This is a genomic window from Rhizocola hellebori (genome assembly GCF_016862955.1).
Lineage (GTDB): Bacteria > Actinomycetota > Actinomycetes > Mycobacteriales > Micromonosporaceae > Rhizocola > Rhizocola hellebori.
In genome coordinates this window covers 1-18,926 of sequence record NZ_BONY01000025.1, presented here as the reverse complement: position 1 = coordinate 18,926, position 18,926 = coordinate 1, and the positions used below count along the sequence as shown (strand labels likewise).

General features: G+C 67.0%; 15 protein-coding genes. 12 read left to right on the top strand and 3 right to left on the bottom strand.

Translation table 11 applies throughout. The features are described 5' to 3' along the window. Positions 1-22 precede the first annotated feature (22 nt). From Rhe02_RS21035 to Rhe02_RS21025, 3 genes are read left to right on the top strand one after another with little or no spacing between them, the layout of a single operon-like run. On the top strand, positions 23-1,252 hold the full coding sequence (locus Rhe02_RS21035; protein WP_203910005.1) for a GDSL-type esterase/lipase family protein: 1,230 nt from the start codon (positions 23-25) through the stop codon (positions 1,250-1,252). Between the two features lie 11 nt (positions 1,253-1,263). Next, on the top strand, positions 1,264-4,053 hold the full coding sequence (locus Rhe02_RS21030; protein WP_203910004.1) for a class I adenylate-forming enzyme family protein: 2,790 nt from the start codon (positions 1,264-1,266) through the stop codon (positions 4,051-4,053). Next, positions 4,050-6,686: an amino acid adenylation domain-containing protein gene (locus Rhe02_RS21025; protein WP_203910003.1), complete on the top strand. Its 2,637-nt coding sequence runs from the start codon at positions 4,050-4,052 to the stop codon at positions 6,684-6,686. The genes Rhe02_RS21030 and Rhe02_RS21025 overlap by 4 nt, the downstream gene beginning before the upstream one ends. Here Rhe02_RS21025 and Rhe02_RS21020 read toward each other — a convergent pair. Further along, entirely contained in the window at positions 6,654-7,319 is a 666-nt protein-coding gene (locus tag Rhe02_RS21020) for a 4'-phosphopantetheinyl transferase family protein (RefSeq protein WP_203910002.1), read from the bottom strand. The genes Rhe02_RS21025 and Rhe02_RS21020 overlap by 33 nt on opposite strands. A 9-nt stretch (positions 7,320-7,328) precedes the next feature. Further along, positions 7,329-8,645 carry a C39 family peptidase gene (locus tag Rhe02_RS21015; RefSeq protein ID WP_203910001.1) on the bottom strand — a complete coding sequence of 439 codons (1,317 nt, stop codon included), beginning with the start codon at positions 8,643-8,645 and terminating at the stop codon, positions 7,329-7,331. A gap of 78 nt (positions 8,646-8,723) precedes the next feature. On the opposite strand from Rhe02_RS21015, the gene Rhe02_RS21010 reads away from it, so the two are divergent. From Rhe02_RS21010 to Rhe02_RS20975, 8 genes are all read left to right on the top strand, one after another. After that, positions 8,724-10,652, top strand: coding sequence for a family 10 glycosylhydrolase (locus tag Rhe02_RS21010; protein ID WP_203910000.1), 1,929 nt, complete (start codon positions 8,724-8,726; stop codon positions 10,650-10,652). Positions 10,653-10,720: 68 nt separating this feature from the next. Further along, positions 10,721-12,340, top strand: a complete 1,620-nt coding sequence (locus tag Rhe02_RS21005; RefSeq protein WP_239123951.1) for a vWA domain-containing protein — start codon at positions 10,721-10,723, stop codon at positions 12,338-12,340. After that, positions 12,340-12,945: a 5-bromo-4-chloroindolyl phosphate hydrolysis family protein gene (locus Rhe02_RS21000; protein ID WP_203909999.1), complete on the top strand. Its 606-nt coding sequence runs from the start codon at positions 12,340-12,342 to the stop codon at positions 12,943-12,945. Before Rhe02_RS21005 ends, Rhe02_RS21000 begins: the two co-directional genes overlap by 1 nt. After that, the gene (locus Rhe02_RS20995) at positions 12,942-14,069 is read left to right on the top strand and encodes a hypothetical protein (protein ID WP_203909998.1); all 1,128 of its coding nucleotides are present in this window, start codon (positions 12,942-12,944) and stop codon (positions 14,067-14,069) included. The genes Rhe02_RS21000 and Rhe02_RS20995 overlap by 4 nt, the downstream gene beginning before the upstream one ends. Next, positions 14,066-15,370 (top strand): toxic anion resistance protein, encoded by a 1,305-nt coding sequence (locus Rhe02_RS20990; RefSeq protein WP_203909997.1) that lies wholly within the window; start codon positions 14,066-14,068, stop codon positions 15,368-15,370. Before Rhe02_RS20995 ends, Rhe02_RS20990 begins: the two co-directional genes overlap by 4 nt. A gap of 90 nt (positions 15,371-15,460) precedes the next feature. Beyond that, positions 15,461-16,165 carry a PP2C family protein-serine/threonine phosphatase gene (locus tag Rhe02_RS20985; protein WP_203909996.1) on the top strand — a complete coding sequence of 235 codons (705 nt, stop codon included), beginning with the start codon at positions 15,461-15,463 and terminating at the stop codon, positions 16,163-16,165. Positions 16,166-16,169: 4 nt separating this feature from the next. Next, complete coding sequence (locus Rhe02_RS20980) at positions 16,170-16,586, top strand: VOC family protein (protein WP_203909995.1); 417 nt, start codon at positions 16,170-16,172, stop codon at positions 16,584-16,586. After that, on the top strand, positions 16,583-17,272 hold the full coding sequence (locus Rhe02_RS20975) for an SDR family NAD(P)-dependent oxidoreductase (protein ID WP_203909994.1): 690 nt from the start codon (positions 16,583-16,585) through the stop codon (positions 17,270-17,272). The genes Rhe02_RS20980 and Rhe02_RS20975 overlap by 4 nt, the downstream gene beginning before the upstream one ends. Here Rhe02_RS20975 and Rhe02_RS20970 read toward each other — a convergent pair. Continuing rightward, the gene (locus tag Rhe02_RS20970) at positions 17,234-18,025 is read right to left on the bottom strand and encodes an SDR family oxidoreductase (RefSeq protein WP_203909993.1); all 792 of its coding nucleotides are present in this window, start codon (positions 18,023-18,025) and stop codon (positions 17,234-17,236) included. The two genes, Rhe02_RS20975 and Rhe02_RS20970, sit on opposite strands and share 39 nt — an antisense overlap. A gap of 72 nt (positions 18,026-18,097) precedes the next feature. On the opposite strand from Rhe02_RS20970, the gene Rhe02_RS20965 reads away from it, so the two are divergent. Further along, on the top strand, positions 18,098-18,826 hold the full coding sequence (locus Rhe02_RS20965) for a sulfite exporter TauE/SafE family protein (protein ID WP_203909992.1): 729 nt from the start codon (positions 18,098-18,100) through the stop codon (positions 18,824-18,826). Positions 18,827-18,926 lie beyond the last annotated feature (100 nt).

The window sequence follows — 18,926 nt, the reverse complement described above, 5'->3', positions numbered from 1 at the left end:
CGATATTCGGAGGTTTCACGCTGTGTTCAAACCGATGCGAGTACTAGCCGTCTTGGCGGTGACCGCTACCACGCTGGTCGCCACCGCGGCGGCCACTCCAGCGACCGGCTTCCTCCCCCCGAGGTGGACGGGCAGCTGGGGGACAGCGCTGACCGCCGCAAGCGCAACCAACACCAGCGGCTCGCTGGTCGGCTTCACCGACCAGTCGGTCCGCATGATCGTGCGCACCTCGGTCGCGGGCGAGAAAATGCGCATCCGGCTCTCCAACGCGTTTGGTGTGCAAGCGATTACGGTCGGGCACGCCACCGTCGGGACCCCGTCGGCTTCCGGCTCGCCGGAGCTGGTCGCCGGCTCGATCAAAGAGCTGACCTTCAACGGCGGCAGCGAGTCGGTCACCATCTACAAGGGTTCTGAGGTGCTCAGCGATCCTCTCGACTTCGCCGTGCCGGCGCTGTCGGAGCTTGCCGTGACCCTCTACTTCCCGACCGCCACCGGGGCGACGTCGTTCCACTGGACGGCGCGGCAGACCTCGTACATCTACGCCGGTGACCAGGCGGAGAACCCGGCCGGGGCGGGCAATACGGCCGCCTTCAACTCCTTCTACTTCCTTGCGGGAGTAGACGTGACCAGCCGGACAGCGCTTGGCACCGTCGTGGTGCTCGGCGACTCCATCTCCGACGGCTTCAACACCACGCTCAACGGCAACAAGCGCTGGCCAGATGCGCTGGCCAGCCGGATCGTGGGGACGGCGCCACACCTCGGAGACCCGGGCGTGCTGAACGAAGGCTTGTCCGGCAACCAGATCACCGACGCCGGGGCGTTCATCCCGGTGGGCACCAATGCGCTGTCCCGCCTCGACTCGGACGTTTACGGCCAGACCGGGGTGCGTTCGGTCATCATCGAGCTGGGGATCAACGACCTCCAGATCGCCGGCCACCCGGCCGACCGGATCATTGGCGGGCTGCGCCAGCTGGTGGCTCAGCTGGAGGCGAAGGGGTTGCGGGTCCTGGTATGCACGCTCGGCCCGTTCGAGGGGTTCCCCTCGTGGACCGCTGACCGGGAGGTCATCCGCAATACCGTGAACGCCTACATCCGCGGCGAAATCGACCACGTCGTGGACATGGACGCCGTGTTGCGCGATCCGGCCGCACCTTCCAAGGTGAAGGCCGAATTCGACAGCGGCGACCACATCCACCCCAACGATGTGGGCTCCGCGGCCGTGGCGGCGGCCGTGCCGTTGTGGCTGTTGTAACACCGGATACGGTGCCGGCTCTGCTGTCCGCCCGCGCGGCGGCAGAGCCGGACCATGTCGCGCTCCTGGTGGACGGCGAGCACCGCCTTACCGCGGCACAGTGGCAGGCTCGCGCCAGTGCGGCCGCACAGGACCTGACGGCGCAAGGGGTGCACCATGGCGACCGTGTCGGGCTGGTCTTCTCCTCCTGGATCGACTATGCGATCGCCTTCGTGGCGGTGACTTCCATTGGCGCCGTGGCGGTTCCGCTTTCCGCGTCGTTGCCCCCGGCCCGTGTCCGCGAGGCGCTTGCGCATTGTGGTGCCCGGCTGACGCTGCGCTCGGTGCCCGCCACCGGTTCGAGCCGTCCGCTCGGCCTGGCGGTTTCTCCCGGCGAGCTGGCTCAGATCATCTATACGTCTGGTACCACCGGCACCCCCAAGGGCGTCAGCGCCACCCACGCCAACCTCACCTTCGGGCTGGGCCGGCTGGAGCACTCCCGCTATTTCTTACATGCCTTTCCGTTGGGTACCAACGCAGCGCAGACCATGCTCATGACCGCACTGGTGGCCCGGCCCACGTCGATTGTCCAATCACGATTTGATGCGCCCGGTTTCGCCCGGCTGGTGTCCGGGTTCGGGGTCTCCTCGATCTTCCTGGTTCCGGCGATGGCGGTCGCGTTGCTCGACGGTGGGCATCCGCTCGACGAGGTCGAGCTGATCGCCTCCTCGGCCGCTCCGCTGCCTCCGGCTGTGGCGCAACGGCTTTCGGCGGCGTATCCAGAAGCCACCCTGATCAACACCTACACCTCGACCGAGGCCGCGCCGGCCTTCACCACGATGATCTATGACCCGTCGCGGCCTGACGCGATCGGCCGTCCCTCGGGCGACATCCGCGTGGACCCGACCGGTCAGGTGTGGCTACGTTCGCCCACCAAGCCCCGGTCCTACTACGGCGACGCGATGGCCACCGAGGCGACGTTTCAGGACGGCTGGGTGCGGATGGGAGATGTCGGCTATCTCGACCCCGACGGGTACCTCTACCTGACCGATCGCGACGCAGACGTAGTCAAGTCCGGGGCGCACAAGGTGTCCACCTTGCGCATCGAACACGCTCTCTACGAGCATCCCTCGGTGGTCGAGGCGGCGGTGGTGGGCCTGCCCCATCCGGTCATGGGCGCCACCCTGGGCGCGGCCGTGGTGACTCGGGCGTCCTTCGACGTGCGCGCCTTCCTCGCGCTCAGGCTCGCTCCGCACGAGCTGCCGACCCGGGTTCTCACGCTGGACAGCTTGCCCCGCAACGACTCCGGCAAGATCCTGAAGCGGTCATTGCGGGCCTTGTTCGAGGCCCGCCCCCGCTCACTGCCTCCGCAGACCCCCGCCGAGCTGGCCGTAGCCGCCGCGTGGCAACAGCTCCTCAACGTCTCCGAGATAGGCCTAGCCGACGACTTCTTCGCCCTCGGCGGCGACTCGCTCTCCGCCACCCGCCTCGCCGCCCTACTCGATGTGCCCGTCTCCCAAATCTTCGCCACCCCAACCCTCGCCTCCCTCGCAACGGCCCTGCCCACCCCCGCCTCCGCGCCCGCCCCCTCCGCGCGCGGGGTGGGTGCGGCGGGCGGGGTGGAGTTGACGGCGACGCAGGAGAGTTTGCTTGCGTGGATGTATGCGGGGGAGCAGACCCGGGACGCGGGACCGATCAGTGTGGGGATCAGGGTGCGCGATGGGTTTGACGCGGACCGGTTCGGGTGGGCGCTGGGCGAGGTGGTGCGCGGGCACGAGGCGCTGCGGATGGTGTTCGACGGGCGGACCCCTCGGATCCTGGAACACTGTCCGCCCGAGGTCACCGTCACCGAGGCCGGCGGCGTGCAGGAGGGGGCGCAGCTGCTGCGCAGCGATCGCGAGGGGCGCTTCGATCTGAGGAACGGCCCGCTGGTGCGCTCGGCCGTGGTGCGGCTGGGCGAGGAGGATCACCTGATCGGGCTGGCCGTGCACCACCTGGTTTTCGACGGCGCTTCGATGGGCGTGCTGCTGCACGAGCTGGGGTTGGCGTATTCGGGTTCGCCGTTGCGGCCGCGAGGGGACTACCGCGAATACGTGACGTGGACGAGGCAGCAGTGGCGGGGCAACCTGCCCTATTGGGAGTCCACTTTGGACGGGGCACCCAGCCACCTCGACCCGTTCCGCGGGCGGCAGGTGGCGAAGCGGATGCGCAGCGCACAGCTCGAACTCGACCTGGGTGAGGCAAAACCGTTGCGGGACAAGGCCGCCCGGCACGGGGCGACCATGTTCATGGCACTGGCCGCGGCCTGGTCGGCGGTGCTCACGCGGGCGAGCGGGCTGACCGACATCGTGCTGCTGACCCCGGTACCCGGAAGAGCAAAACCGGGCTCGGAAGCGCTCATCGGCTGTCTGGTGCAGTCGATGCTGCTGCGCGTGGACACCGGTGACGATCCGGGTTTCCCCGATCTGCTGGCCCGGGTGCGACGAGCGGCCCTCGGTGGGCTGGACCACCAGTTCCACCCTTTCGCCACGTTCTACGACCGCCACCCCGGGGCCTCCTTCCTGCGCGTGGAGAACTGGGCCGGGCAGGCGCACCTGCCGGGCCTGGTTTCGGAACAGTTCGACCTGCCCAGGGCGCTGGACGCGGAGTGGCCGACCCCCGACGGCGGGCCGGATCTGCAGGCGCCGGAGCTGGCCGTGGTGGAGCAGCCCGACGGGCGCTTGACGGCCTGGTTGCTTTGGAATGACTACGCATTCGACCGGTCGACGATGGAGTCGATCGCCCGGATGCTCACCGATTACGTTGGCAAGGAGCTGAGATGATTGAGGCCTCCCCGTTCCAGCATGGGATGTGGCTGACCGAAAGGCTGGGGATCGCCGGGTCGGCCTATCGCATGCCGCTGCCGGTCGTCTTCGACGGCCCACTGGACCGCGCGGCCATGCTGCGGGCATGTGCGGCCATGCTGATCCGGCATCCGATCCTGGGCTGCGACTTTGATGAGGTCGACGGCGTGCTGCAGCTGCGGCCAGACGGCGGTGGGCATTTCGACTACAGCCTGGTGGAGCTGGCACCGCAGCGGCATCTGCTGCGCTTTGAGGCGCATCATCTCGTCTTCGACGGGACATCGAAGGATATTCTCCTGCGCGATCTGGCCAAGGCCTATGCCGGGGAGCAGCTGGCGCCGCTGGGGTTCAGTGAGCCCGAGCCGGGCGATGTCGCGTTGGCGAAGCATTATTGGGCGGCGCGCTGGCGGGAGCCGCAGGAGGTGGTGCTGCCGGGGCTGTCCGGGCAGGTGCGCACCGCGCGGGCGGGCGAGTGCTTCGACTTCGAGCTGGCGCACGTCAAGTTCGACGTGCTTTTCGCTGCGCTGCAAGCACTCCTGACCCGGTACGGAAACGCCGAGCCGGTCATCGCGATAGATCTGGGCACCCGTACCCCGGCCACCCAGGACGCGATCGGGCTCTACGTCAACGAGTTGCCGGTGTTCCCCGGCGACGATCTGCGCGAGCTCTATCAGGTGCGGCGGGTGCCGATTTCGCAAGCGGTGAGCGGCCTGAGCCCGCGGCTGGCGATGGCCCCGGTTTCGATCAGCTACCGGCGGCGCGCCCCCGACGTCACGTTTCACGGCCTGTCCGCGGCGGTGGACTGGATGGCCTTCCACGGCACGGCCCGCAACGCTCTGCACGTGCAGATGGTCGACGATGGGACAACTATCCAAGCCCGCCTTCACTTCGACCCGGAAGCCATCGCCCGGCCATATGTCGAGCAGATCGCCCAGGAGTATCTGGGCGAGATCAGCGCGCTGGCCGACGGCGTGCCTTACGCGGGCAAGGTTTCGCACCTCGCCGGCCCGCGGCGGGAGTATCCCGGGCCGCAAACTGTGCACGAGCTGGTGACACAGCAGGCGGCACGCACCCCCGAAACCGTTGCCGTGACCGGCACGACTGGGACATTGACCTACGCCGAACTCGTGGCTTCAGCCGGGGAGACCGCGGCGGCGTTGCGGGAACGCGGAATCAGGCCCGGCGACCGGGTCGCGGTGCGCATGCACCGCAGCCCTGACCTGGTGGCCAAGCTGCTAGGCGTGTGGCTGGCCGGAGCCGCTTATGTGCCAATCGATCCGGACTACCCGGCGTCGCGACAGTCATTGCTCCTTTCCGATGCCGCACCCGCGGCGCTGCTGACCGAAGCCGGCATCGTGCAGTTGCCCGGCGGCGCAAGGAATCCGGAGGATCTGGCCTACGTCATCTACACCTCGGGCTCGACCGGGCGTCCCAAGGGGGTGCAGGTGGGCCACGGCTCAGTGGTCAACCTGCTGCATTGCCTGCGCGATGCCCTCGGCGCGGGGGTCTGGCTCGCCACGGCGTCGTATTCGTTCGACATGTCGGTCCCGGAGCTGTGGCTGCCGCTGATCAGCGGAGGCACCGTGGTGCTGGCCGGTGAGCAGGAGACCCGCGACGCGGAGAAGCTGCTCAAACTCATCCGAGGCTGTGCCGTGACACACGTTCACGTGACGCCGTCGACCTGGCAGCGTTTGCTGGAGGCCGGTTTCGACGAGCCCGGCGTGATCGCCATCGCCGGGGCGGAGGCGTTGCCGCAGCCGCTGGCCAAGCGGCTGCGCGGGTGTTCGGCCCAACTCTGGAACCTCTACGGCCCAACCGAAACCACGGTCTGGTCGACGATGGCACGGCTCGACGGGGCCACCGTGACAATCGGCCGTCCGCTGCCCAACACCGACCTGCACGTGCTCGACGGCCAGTTGCGTGCGGTGCCGATCGGGATCGCGGGCGAGCTGTGTATCGGCGGGCGCGGGCTGGCCCACGGCTACCTCGACCGGCCCGCCCTCAACGAGGAACGCTTCGTGCCAACCGAATGGGGAAGGCTCTACCGCACTGGAGACCGGGTGCGCCTGCTCGCCGACGGCCAGCTCGAATGGATAGGGCGTTTTGACGATCAGATCAAGCTTCGTGGGTACCGGATAGAGCTAGGCGAAATCCAGAGCCAGCTGCTGGACTATCCCGGCGTGCGAGCGGCCGCGGTGGTGGCCGACCCCGAGCTCACGGCCTACGTGGTCGGGCCGGTCGAGGGGCTCAAAGAGCATCTGGCGCAGGCGCTTCCGGCCTACATGGTGCCGTCGAGGTTCCTCTCCCTGGCCGCGCTTCCGTTGACCCCCAACGGCAAGCTCGACCGATCGGCGCTGGCGGCCGCTCCCGTCGAGCAGCCGGCCGGGACAGCCTTCACCGGCCTGGCCGAGCAGGTCTACCAGGTGTGGTCGGAGGTGCTGGGGCGCAGCGACATCGGGGCCGACGACAGTCTCTTCGATCTCGGCGGTCATTCGCTGACCGTCACCAGGATCTCGTCACGGCTGCGCAAACGCGGATTAGCCGTGCCGCTGCACGTCTTCTTCGATCACCCAACAATTTCAGGCATCGTCGCCGCGATCGAGCAGCCATGATCCGTCGCGTTCGTCGATCTCGATCGGCGCGTCGGTGAGCACCGCCACCGCGGCGCAATAACCCGGGCCGGGTTGCAGGTCGCGCAGCACGCAGGGGCGGTCGAAACCGATCAGCCCCTGCGGGCCGAGGGTGAGCTTGGACATCGGCATCCGCAGGCCAAGGCCGGTGGCTTTGAGCACGGCTTCTTTTCGCGCCCAGCGCGTGAAGAAGTCCATGTCGGTGGCGATCTCGTCGGGGGAAAGGATGTTGGCCAGCAGCTCGTTCACGTGAACCCGCGGGTCGACCTGCTCCACATCGATGCCGACCTGTGCCACCCGGGTCAGCGCCACGGCGACCCGGTTGCCCGAGTGGGACACCGAGACGTGCAGGTCATGTCCGACCACCGTCGGCTTGCCATGTGGCTTTTCGCAATCGGGGCAGCTGCGATCGATGACGACCTCGCCGACCGGGCAACCCGCGGCCTGAGCGATCGTCAATCGCAGCAGGGCGTTGCCGATCATGAGCCGCTGCTTGTCCTCGTGGCGGCGCAGGCGCACCATGCGCTCCCGCTCAGGCGGGGTGAGCAGGTCTTCGTGCCAAGAACGTGCCAGGCCGGGGGCAGCCCACCAGACCTGGCACGTCGACTTTTCCACGAGTCCTTTTTACCAGTTGCTGGATCCCGGGACACGCGGCCATGGCTTCCACCACGGCTTGATCAGGTAGGCGACGCCGCCCGGACCGCCCGAGACACCGCCGCTCGCGTTGATCCGCTTGGTTCGCTGCCAAGCGGTTTCGACCTGGTGACGCGGGTAGACGTTGCGTACCACGTCATTTGACGACGACGCCGGGTCGTTGATGATGACATCACCGGTATCGGTGAAACCGATGATGACGAACAGGTGACCGCTGGTGCTGTAGTTGGCGCCGTCCATCTCCAAGGAGAGGAACGAGATGCTGACCACGATCGGGATGCCCGCCTTGACGAAACGTTCTACTTCGTCGAGGGAGTGCAGCCGGGTCACCTTGGCGTCCAGCCCCGGGAACGACGCCGCGTAGGCGGTGTTGAAGGGCCAGTTGCCCGCGCCGTCGTACTGGTAGTCGTAAACCATGCGCGCGGCATGGTTCACGGTGTGGTCCGGGTACTCCGGAACCACCCACGAGGTGTCCTCTTCGGACGGTCCCCGGCCCCAGTACTCGACCACCATCTCCGTTGACGTTGGCGAGCACCAGGCCGCGCCACCGCCGTCGTACTCGGGGTAGTGGCCGGAGTGGATGTTCTGGGAGTAGCGCGGGACGGCCAGCTCGGTGCCCCAGGCGATGTGGCCGGCGCTCGGCGCGACCGTGAACCTGTCCGGGACGTACGAACTCATCGCACCGAGCATCCAGACCCGCGGCGACTGCCACTGGCCCGGAGCGCGATACAGCGTGAGCTTGAGCTGGTACTTCTCCAGCATCACGCCGTTGGCCACGTCGTCGATCGAGAACGTATCGGTCCAGATCGTCGACCACGGGTCACCCTGGCGGTTCTTGCTGGTCCGCATGATGTCCTGATCGCCTTCGGCCCAGCGGCCCATGACGTACCAGGGGGTGAGCCCGCCCGTGTTGTAGGTGCCCTGGAGCTCGATCTGGATCCACGTGCCCGCCGGTGTGTTGGCGTTCCACGACGCGACCAGCTCGCTGGCCTGGAAGCCCACGCTGGTAACCGGGGACGTCCAGGTGGAGTAGTTCCAGGTCTTGCTGACACCCGTGTGGGGGTCGAGATATTCGGTGGTGCCCTGCGGCCGCAGCATCGTGATGCCGGTTCGAACGCCCGGGATCGCGAAGGTCCCCTCGTGCGTGCCGCCGCGCCAGTCCTGATAAGACTCCCAGGACTGGTAGGTGATCTGTTCATCGTGCACCGGGGTGCTTGCGCCCGCCGGGGCAGGGATGGTCACCACGGCCAGCGCAGTGGCCGCGATGACTAAGCGTGAAATCTTCACGTCGGCACGATAACAAATGTCAAAGAATCACTGAAGACCCATTGCGCTTCGATGTCTGGACGTTGAAACTTTCTTTCCATGAAGCTCTTGAGGTTGTCTATGGCGGCGGGGCTGATCGCCAGCGTCCTTTTGGTACCGTCGGGCGCTGTTCAAGCGGCCGTGTGCACGCCCGCCCCGGCCACCCCCAAGCAGCAGTTCCGGGCGATGTGGGTGGCAAGCGTCGCGAACATCGACTGGCCGAGCCAGACCGGCTTGAGCGTGGCGACCCAGCAGGCCGAATTCCGGTCCTGGCTCGACCTCGCGGTGGCCAAGCGGATGAACGCCGTCGTGGTGCAGGTCCGGCCGACCGCGGACGCGTTCTGGCCCTCGCCCTTTGAGCCGTGGTCCAACTGGCTCACCGGTTCCCAGGGCACCAACCCCGGTTACGACCCGATGGCGTTCATGGTGGCCGAGGCCCATTCGCGCAACCTTGAGTTCCATGCTTGGTTCAACCCGTACCGGATAGCCAACCACGACGATCCAGCACAGCTGGTGGCGAGCCATCCCGCGCGGCAGAACCCGAGCTGGCGCTTTGCATACGGCGGCAAGCTCTACTACAACCCGGGCATCCCGGCGGTGCGGGATTTTGTCGAGGACGCCATGATGGACGCGGTGACCCGCTACGACGTCGACGGAGTTCACTTCGACGACTACTTCTATCCCTACCCGGTCAGCGGGCAGACCATCCCGGACTCGGCCACCTATGCCACCTACGGCGCGGGCTTCAGCACCGTCCATGACTGGCGACGCAACAACGTCAACCTCATGGTGCAGGAGATGGGACAGCGCATCCACACCGCCAAGCCATGGGTGAAATTCGGCATCAGCCCCTTCGGCATCTGGCGCAACGCGAGCACCGATGCGGCAGGCTCGCAGACCAGCGGGCTGCAGTCCTATGACGCTATATACGCCGACAGCCGCAAATGGGTGCAGCAGGGCTGGATCGACTACATCAACCCGCAGATCTATTGGCACATCGGCTTTTCCACGGCCGACTACGCGACCCTGATCGACTGGTGGGCCGGCGTGGTCGCCCCGACCAACGTGCACCTTTATGTGGGGCAAGCCGCCTACCGCTCGGGCGCGTCCGGACAGGACGCCGCCTGGCAGGACCCGGCCGAGCTCACCGATCACCTTTTCTACAACCGCAACCGGCCGGAGGTGAAAGGCGACGTCTTCTTCAGCGCGAAGGACATCGAGGCCAACCGGATAGGTGCGGTCAACCGGATGGTGACCGACCACTATTCGAAGCCGGCCCTGGTCCCCGCCTACGGCCCCGGCTCGGCCCCGGCCGCGCCGAGCATCACCGCCGCGACCCGGGTGGCCAATGGAGTTTCGCTCACCTGGTCGGGCAGCGGGACCGAATTCGCCGTCTATCGCCTCACCGGCGCGGTGGACGAGTGTTCCTTCGCCGATGCGCGCAACCTCATCAAAACCACCCGGAGCAAGAGCTATACCGATACCACGGCCGCGGCCGGGACCACGTATACCTACTATGTGACCGCATTGGACCGGCTGCACTACGAAAGCCCGGTCAGCGTCGGCCGCGTTTCCGCGCCGGGCACCGGCCCGTTCCAAGTGACCATCGATGGACCCACCACCGCAAGCGCCAATTGGGGCTCGTCGTCCTTCTCGGCGCAGCGGTTCGGGGTCGACTATCGCTTCGCCAACCCTGTAGCCGCAAGCGATCCCGCCTGGTTCCGGACGGCGATCCCAAGCACGGGCAGCTATCGCGTCGAGGTGTGGTACCCGGCCAACTCCGGCTACAACAGCGCGGCCCCCCACGTCATTGTCACCAGTGGCGGCAACCAGAGCGTCAGTGTGGACCAGCGGGTCAATGGCGGGCAGTGGCGCAGTCTAGGCACCTTCACCCTCGCGGCCGGGGACTATAACGTAGTAGGCGTCAGCCGGTGGACCTCCACCACCGGATACGTGATAGCGGACGCTGTGCGCATCACCAAGCTGTAGTTGTTCACCTTCCGTTTGACTGACGTTTGCCTATTAGTTGGTGGCATGCGGCTGCTACCAACGAGTGTGTGACGATCAGAGCGCTACTCGCGGCGACAGCGACGATTGCCGTAATGCTTACGTCGGCCTGCACCGACGACGGGGAGAAGCCGATCTCAGGATCGACGCTTCGCCTCGTCGCCGGTTCCGAGCAGGAGGCCGTGCTCAACACCGTGGTCAAACCCTGGTGTGAAGCCAAAAAATACGACTGCCGGTTCACCCTCAAGGGCTCGGTCGACCAGGCGCGGCTGCTGAGCGCGGGCAGTGCCGACTATGACGCTTATTGGTTCGCCAGTAGCGTTTTCCTTCAGCTGGGCGACAAAGGCGGTGCGCTGCAGGACGTCAAGTCCATGTTCCTCACGCCCATCGTCTACGCGGGCTGGCGCAGTGAGATGCAGCGCCTTGACTTCGTCGGCCGCGATAACGTGTCGATCGCGGACATCCTCACCGCTGTGGAGTCGGGCAAGACCACGGTGCGCGTGGCCAATCCCACCCAGTCGAACTCGGGCGCGACTGTCCTGTTTGGATTCATGAACCATTTCGCCGGCAACGGTCCGGGCCAGCCGCTGACCCAGCAACAGCTCGACTCGCCCGCCGTCGAGGAGGGCACGCAGCGCTTTGTGCGGGCCATGGCGGAGACACCGCCCTCCACCGGCACGCTGATGAACGAGTGCATCGCCACGCCAGCGCGCTGTAAAACGTTCTTCACCTACGAGGACCTGGTCATCGAGAAGAACCATGAGCTGGTCAAAGCCGGGCGTGAGCCGCTCTACGCCGTCTACCCGCGCGGGTCACTGGCGATCAGCGATGCGCCGCTTGGCTTCCGGGCCTCCGGCGGCGAGTTCGACGCGAACCGGCGCAAGATGCTCAACGAGCTTCAGGCACACCTGCTGGGCGACGCGGGCGCGAAATCGGCTCTGCTGCGGCTGGGCCGGCGTCCCGCCACCAGCATCGGGCTGAGCATGGACAACCCCGACCTGACCGTGTTCAACCCGGAGTGGGGCATCCAGGCCAACCTGAAGGAGCAGGGGATCCAGTATCCGTCGGCAACGGTGATCCAGGCCGCGCTTGACCGATACCAGACCAGCTACCGCAAGCCGGTGACCGTCTACTACTGCCTCGACTCGAGCGGCTCGATGAACGAGAACGGCGGCTGGGACGGGATCAAAGCCGCGGCCACCCAGGTCTTCGACCAGGACCAGGCACGGCTGAACCTGTTGCAGACCGGGCCGAAGGACCGCACCACGGTCACGCTCTTCAACAGCACGGTCACCGGCGGCAGCCCGTGGACGGTGGACGGCGCCGATTCGGCGCAGATGCACGGCCTCACCCAGAAGATCCAGGCTCACGCGGCCGGGGGCGGCACGAACATGTACCAATGTCTGATCGGTGCGGCGACCGCGCTGCGCGGCCTCGAATCCGGCCGCAAGGGTTTGGTCATCGTGATGAGCGACGGCCAGTCCGACCGCGCCGGCCGCGATCGCGCCTTGGCCGACCTCAAGTCGTTGGGGGTACCAGTGATCGCCCTGGCCTTCGGCGACGACGCGGACCCGGACCAGCTGGAAGAGGTGGCCAAGGCGACCGGCGGCAGCTTCTTCCGGCAGGACGATCTGGTCGCCGCGCTGCGCAACGCCGCCGGGTACCGCTGATGCGCGCAAAGCTGGCCGCGCCGGCGTCGCTGGCGACCGCGGTCGGGGTCTTCGCAGTGCTGTTCCTGATGACCCATAGCCTGCTGTGGTCGCCGCTGCTCGCTGCGCTCGCCGCGCTCGGCCTCTACCTGATGCTCGACGACCGCACCCCGGCCCAGGTCCGCGACGGCGAATACGCGGAGGACGCCAACCGCAAGGTCGAGGAGGCGCTGCGAACCGTGCGCCAGATCCGCGGCATCACCGCTCAGGTGCTCTCGCCCAGCGTCAAGCACTCGCTGCAGCAGGCTTGCGAATACGTGCCAGAACTGCTGACCCGGGTCCGCAAGACGTCGCCGAACAACCTCTACTCCAGCGCCAGCTCGCTCGGCGGGCATCTGACGAGCCTGGCCGGAGTCGTCGAGCAGTACTTGGACATCCAGCGCAAGCCCGACTTCTACAAGAACCCGGCCGAGCTGATGCGCGGCGGGGAGATTGCCATCCAGCGGTTCACCGAGTTCACCGTCGACAGTTTGCGTCTGGTCAACTCCGGGGAGCTGGCCCAGTACCAGGCAAACCTTGAAACCGTTGCTCCGCCACAACTTCCCGACTTAGGAGCCGAAAAGTGAGAATGCCCAGTCCACGATTCCTCATCGGGCTCGGCCTGGTGCTGGCGGTGTCGGTGGGGACGGCCTACTTCCTCACTAAGCCGCAGGAGGCCAAGCCCGCCGAGCCGATCTCGGTCGCCTGTGTCGGCGGGTCGGAGAAGAGCGAGCTGATGGCGGACGAGTCGGTGCGCCGGGTGCTCAAGGAGAAGTTCGGCATCACCGTGACGTTCAGCCCGCTGGGCTCCTACGACCAGGTGCAGCTGAGCGCCGACGAGTTGCGCAAGCGCAAACTCAACTGCCTGTGGCCCGGCAGCGCCAGCGCCCAGAGCGTTTTCGAGAGCCTGCACCGCGGAGAGTTCCCGCAATATCGTGCCGAAACCGTGCTGCAGTCGCCGGAGGTCATCTACGCCGGGCCCAACGGGACCGACGCGCTGGTGCGCGAGGGAATCGTGGCACAGCGCGACGGCAAGCACTACGTGGTGGACATGAAGCGCCTCCTGCTCGAATTCATCCTCAAGGGCAAGGCGTGGGATTCGGTGAAGGCCAAGGGTCTCAGCGGGCCGATCAAGGTGGCCAGCACCGACCCGGCCAAGTCCAACAGCGGCTTCACCATGACCCAGCTGGAGCTAACCATCGTGGCGACCGCGGACGTGTTCAAGGCCCCCAACCTGGCCGAGGCCAAGGCGGCGCTGCCCACGTTGCGGGCTCTCTATGACGCGCAAGGACTTCAGGCAGCGAGCTCCGACTTCGGTTTCCGGCAATGGCTCACCCAGGGCGCGGAGCTCAGCTCGCCGCTCTACGCCGGCTACGAGAACCAGATCATCCAGCTCGTGGCCCAGCAGGGGCCGGCCGCGCTCAAGGAGGTGCGGGTGCTCTATCCCGAGCCGACCATCTACAACGATCATCCGATCCTCGCCCTCGACGGCAACGGAGAACGCTTCCTACAGGCCATGAAGGATCGCGAGATCCAGACGATCGCGTGGAAGAAATACGGGATGCGATCCAGCGTCCACCTCGACCTCAACAACGTGACCGATTTCAAGGATCTGCCGCTGGCCGTGCAGTTCCGCACCACCCCACCGCCCAACGCCGAGGTGACGCTGGCGCTGCTCGGCTGCCTCAACGACGCGAGGAAGTGCTCATGACCACCGAGTTGCAAATCGACTTCACTTCGCTGACCGGCGGCAGCGCCCAGCCCGCCATCGGCACCGCGGACAGCGCCCTCGCCACGGCCCTGCGCAGCGGGCCTCCCGCCCAGCTCGTCTGCGCCGACATGCTCAGCCCCGCGCAGCGCGCGCAGGCGGCGACGGTGGCCGAGCAGATGTATCCGGTTCTGCTCGCCAGCGCCGACCAGCTGGCCACCTTCGGCTCGCAAGCCATCGATCAGGTCAATGCCCAGGTGCAGCGGATCTTCCGTGAGGTCGGGCCGGTCAAGATCCCAGAGCTGACAGCGATCATGCACGAGATCAACGATCGGATGCGAAACTTTCGCCGTAAATACGATCCGAGCGATCCGAAGGTGCGGGAGACCTTCGACAAGTTCATGGACGCGGTCAAGGGCGTCTTCCGCAAGGGCCGTGACCTGGTCGAAATGCTCTTCGAGGAGGCCCGCACGGTCGAGCAGCAGCTCGATCGCATCGGCGGCACGCTGACCGAGAAGCAGCACCAGCTTCGCCGCAACGTGGTGCTCTGCGACGAGCTTTACAAGGCCAACGAGGTCGCCATCGGCCAGCTCATCGGGGTCATCGCGGTGATGGAGCTGGTCCGCGACCAGGCCCTGGCCGAAGCGCGCTCGATCGTGATCCGTCCCGATGACGTCGACAAGCGGGACAAAGAGGAGCGGCTCTCCCGGATCACGGAGTTCGTTCAGGCCCTCGAGGTGCGCATCAACGAGTACCAACAGCGCCTCTTCGTCGCCTGGTCGACCTCGCCCCAGGTCCGCAACATCCGCACGCTCCACTATGGACTCGGCCAGCGGCTGGCGCTGCTGGTCAACCTCACCATCCCCACCATGAAGCTGACGATCGCGCAGTGGGGGCTGCTGCTGCAGGCCAACCAGGCGGCCGAAATGCAGCAGGCGGTGGCCGACGGGGCCAACGACGTGCTCTCTGCCTACGCCAGCGCGTCGGGCAAAGCCGTGCCGCAGCTGGCCCGCATCATCCAGACGCCGACCATCCGGCCGGAGACGATCATGGAGGTGGCCGCCTCCCTCGACGAGCAGGCCAAGGGGATTGAAGAGGCGGTGCGCTTCGGCCAGCAGGCCCGCGCGGAGGTGGTTTCGGCGATCGTCACCGCACAGGAATCGATGTCGGCGACGTCGCAGCGGCTCAGCAATACCGTAGTTGAGCTGGTAACTAAGGCGCGTGACCCGATCGCGCTGCCGGCCGGGCCACAGCTACCCGCCGCGATAATGGACCATGCCGCCGAGCTGATGCCGACCAAATAGCGCTGAGCTGGTGCTTCGCGTTGCGCTTCCGCTTGGAGCGCCCCGGCCCTAAGATCTCCGCATGGATCCTAGGGGCCGGGAAGGAGGGTCGTGACCCTACAAGCCGTGGTCGTAACCGACCTGGGTCTACTCCGCCCCAACAACGAGGATGCGGCATTTGCCGGTAATAGGGTGATAGCCGTGGCCGATGGCATAGGCGGCGGCCCGGCCGGTGAGGTCGCCAGCCGGATAGCCATTCGCGCCCTCGCTCAGCTCGACGAGGAGCCTCAAGCCGAGGCCTCCGCCGCGCTGCGCCACGCGATCGAAACCGCCAACAGCGAGATCGGGGACGTCGTCGACGCCGACCCGACTTCCGAAGGCATGGGCACCACGATCACCGCGATCCTCTTCGGTGAAGACGAAACGTCCCTTCTCCACATTGGAGATTCTCGTGGGTACCTGTTGCGCGACGGCCAATTGCGCCAGCTGACCCGCGACGACACCTACGTCCAGTCGCTGGTCGACGATGGCCTGATCACGGCGGAAGCTGCCCGCCACCACCCGCACAAGTCGCTGATCACGGCGTCGGTGCAGGGCCGCGCCTTCTCGGCGAGCCTGACCAGTCTGGAGACCCGCGCCGGCGATCGGCTGCTGCTGTGCTCCGACGGCCTGTCCGACATCGTCACCGACGAAAACATCGCCGAGGTGCTGCGCCACGTGACCGAGCGGCAAGCCTGCGCCGAGCGGCTGGTCAAACTCGCGCTTCAAGCCGGGGCCCCCGACAACGTCACGGTGGTTCTTGCCGACCTAAGCTAGGCCGATGACTACGTGGTTTCATCTGGCAATTCCGGTGGACGACCTGGAAGCGGCGCGCTCCTTTTACGGCGGGGTGCTGGGGCTGGAAGAGGGCCGGTCGGACAAGGAATGGGTGGACTGGAACTTCTACGGCCATCAACTGGTGACCCACGCCGTCGACCGCGCCCCCGGCGTCGGGGCCCGCAACCCGGTGGACGGGCATGACGTGCCCGTGCCGCATTTCGGTCTGCTGCTGAGCATCCCCGACTTTCACGCGCTGGCTTCGCGGCTGCGCGAAGCAGATATAACGTTCGTCATCGAGCCCTATCTCCGCTTCGAGGGCCTGGCCGGTGAGCAGTGGACCATGTTCCTGCTCGACCCCGCCGGAAACGCTTTGGAGTTCAAGGCTTTCCGCGACGAGAGCCAGGTCTTCGCCAGATGAGCCGTGGCGTTCTCGTGACCGGGGCATCCCGGGGAATCGGCCGTGCCATCGTCACCGCCTTCGAAGAGCTGGGCGATCGGGTCTTCGCCCACTCCACCGCGCAGGCCGACCTTCGCGACCCGGAAGCCGCACAGGCACTCGTGGAGCGTGCCGTCGGCGAGCTGGGCGAGATCGATGTGCTCGTCAACAACGCCGCGATCAGCGTGGCCAACCCGCCGGTGACGTCGACCTATGAGCAGTGGGTCGCCGCGTGGCAGGAAACCTTCGCCGTCAACATCTTCGGCGCGGCCAACGTGAGCCATTGCGTCGTCAAGCACATGGTGGCCCGGGGCGAGGGCGGGCGGATAGTCAACGTCGGGTCGCGCGGTGCTTTCCGTGGCGAGCCGGAGAACCCGGCCTACGGCGCGAGCAAGGCGGCGCTGCACTCGTTCGGCCAGTCGCTCGCCGCAGCCGTTGCCCCCTACGGAATCGGGGTGGCGTCGGTGGCACCCGGCTACATCCTCACCGAGCGGCAGGCCGACCGCCTCGGCGGGCCCGACGGCGAGAAGATCCGTGCACAGAGCCCCTTCGCGAGGGTCGGCACGCCGCAGGAGGTTGCCGCGGCGGTCGTGTATCTCGCGTCGCCGCAAGGGATCTGGGCGTCAGGCTCAGTCCTGGACCTCAACGGGGCGTCCTACCTTCATTAGCTTGCGCACCCCGGCCAGCCACCGGTCGGGATCGCTGGCCTTGCGCTGCTGGAAGGTCGCCACCTCGGGATGCGGCAGGATGAGGAACCGCTCTGCGTCGAGCCCGTCGATGACCGAGTCGGCCACCTCCTCGGGCTCAATCACCTTGCCCGCGGCCACGACGGCGAGGGCGGCCGGGTCACCGGCGTCCACGCCTCTGGTGAGCATCGGGGTCCTTACCCCCTGCGGGCAAAGCACGCTGACACCTATGCCGCGATCGCCGTAGGTCGCCGCGAGCCACTCGGCGAAGGCCACCGCGCCGTGTTTGGTCACCGCGTAGGGCGCGTCGCCCAGCGAGGTGAGCAGTCCTGCCGCGGAACACGTGTGCAGCAGGTAGCCGTGGCCGCGTTCGAGCATCCCGGGAACGACCGCGCGGGCGGAGTAAACGTGCGACATGACGTTGACCGACCAGGCCACCGCCCAGTCTTCGTCGGTCGCGTTGAGCCCGTGGCCGATGGCGACTCCGGCGTTCGCACAGAACAGGTCGATCGGACCCAGCTCGGCTTCCGCCGCCGCCACCAGGTTCTGCACATCGGTCTCGATGCTCACGTCGGCGGCTACCGCGAAGGCGCCAAGCTCGGCGGCCAGTTCGGTCGGGGCTTGCCGGTCGGAGAGGCAGAGCCGGCCACCTTCAGCGTGGAAGCGGCGGGCGAGCGCCGTGCCGATCCCCCCGGCCGCGCCGGTGATCACGATCGTCTTTCCAGCCACCCGCATGATGCGCTACCTTCCCTGAGCCCCAGGACGTACCGACCGGTCGGTCTGTACCACGATAGGTGCGAGGAACACTTGAGTACATACCTGATCGCTTCCGGGATTATCTGCGTCGCGGCCTTCGCCCAGTCGATCTCCGGCTTCGGCTTCGCGCTCGTGGCAGTCCCGCTGCTGGCGGTAACCCTCGACCCGCAGACCGCCGTGGTCACCGCCTCCATGATCAGTCTCGCGATGACCCTGGTGACCGCGACCGGCGAGCGCAAGCACATCCAGTGGCCGCCGACCCGCGACCTCACCATCTCAGCCATCTTCGGCATGCCGTTCGGGCTTGTCGCCCTGAAACTGCTCCCCAGCAGCTTCCTGACCGGTGTCATCGCCGTGGTAACCCTCGCCTGCACCGCCCTGGTCTGGAAACGCTGGCGGATGTCGCCCACCCCCGGGAAAGTCCTGCTCGCAGGCGCAGCCTCAGGCGTACTGCTCACCGCCACCGCCACCAACGGCCCCCCGCTGGTCGCGGTGCTCCAAGCGATGGGCCTCAACCCCCGCCAATTCCGAGCCACCATATCGGCAGTCTTCGCCCTGGGCGGACTAGTTGGGGCCGTTGGCTTCGCCCTCACCGGCGAGCTCGACGCCCACGCCGCCACCTACATCGGCATAGGCCTGGTCGCCGCCGCCCTCGGCGGCTGGGCCGGCAACCACGCCTTCGGCCGCATAGACGCCACCCAATTCCGCCGCATCCTCCTAGCCGCCCTGGTCGTCAGCTCCACCATCGCCCTCCTCCACGCCCTCGCCCCCTCCACCTAACCGCCCTCCGCCCTACCCTGATGCCTCATGCGGCCCGTCTCCGCCTGCCTTGCTGCCGTGCCACCTTGATGCTTGATGCGGCCGCCCCGCCTGCCCTGCC

Excerpts from the sequence above, each read along its gene's own strand:
- Rhe02_RS20990 (WP_203909997.1), top strand. The coding sequence starts at position 14,066 with ATGACCACCGAGTTGCAAATCGACTTCACTTCGCTGACCGGCGGCAGC.
- Rhe02_RS21025 (WP_203910003.1), top strand. The coding sequence starts at position 4,050 with ATGATTGAGGCCTCCCCGTTCCAGCATGGGATGTGGCTGACCGAAAGG.
- Rhe02_RS21000 (WP_203909999.1), top strand. The coding sequence starts at position 12,340 with ATGCGCGCAAAGCTGGCCGCGCCGGCGTCGCTGGCGACCGCGGTCGGG.
- Rhe02_RS20975 (WP_203909994.1), top strand. The coding sequence starts at position 16,583 with ATGAGCCGTGGCGTTCTCGTGACCGGGGCATCCCGGGGAATCGGCCGT.
- Rhe02_RS20980 (WP_203909995.1), top strand. The coding sequence starts at position 16,170 with ATGACTACGTGGTTTCATCTGGCAATTCCGGTGGACGACCTGGAAGCG.
- Rhe02_RS21010 (WP_203910000.1), top strand. The coding sequence starts at position 8,724 with ATGAAGCTCTTGAGGTTGTCTATGGCGGCGGGGCTGATCGCCAGCGTC.
- Rhe02_RS20970 (WP_203909993.1), bottom strand. The coding sequence starts at position 18,025 with ATGCGGGTGGCTGGAAAGACGATCGTGATCACCGGCGCGGCCGGGGGG.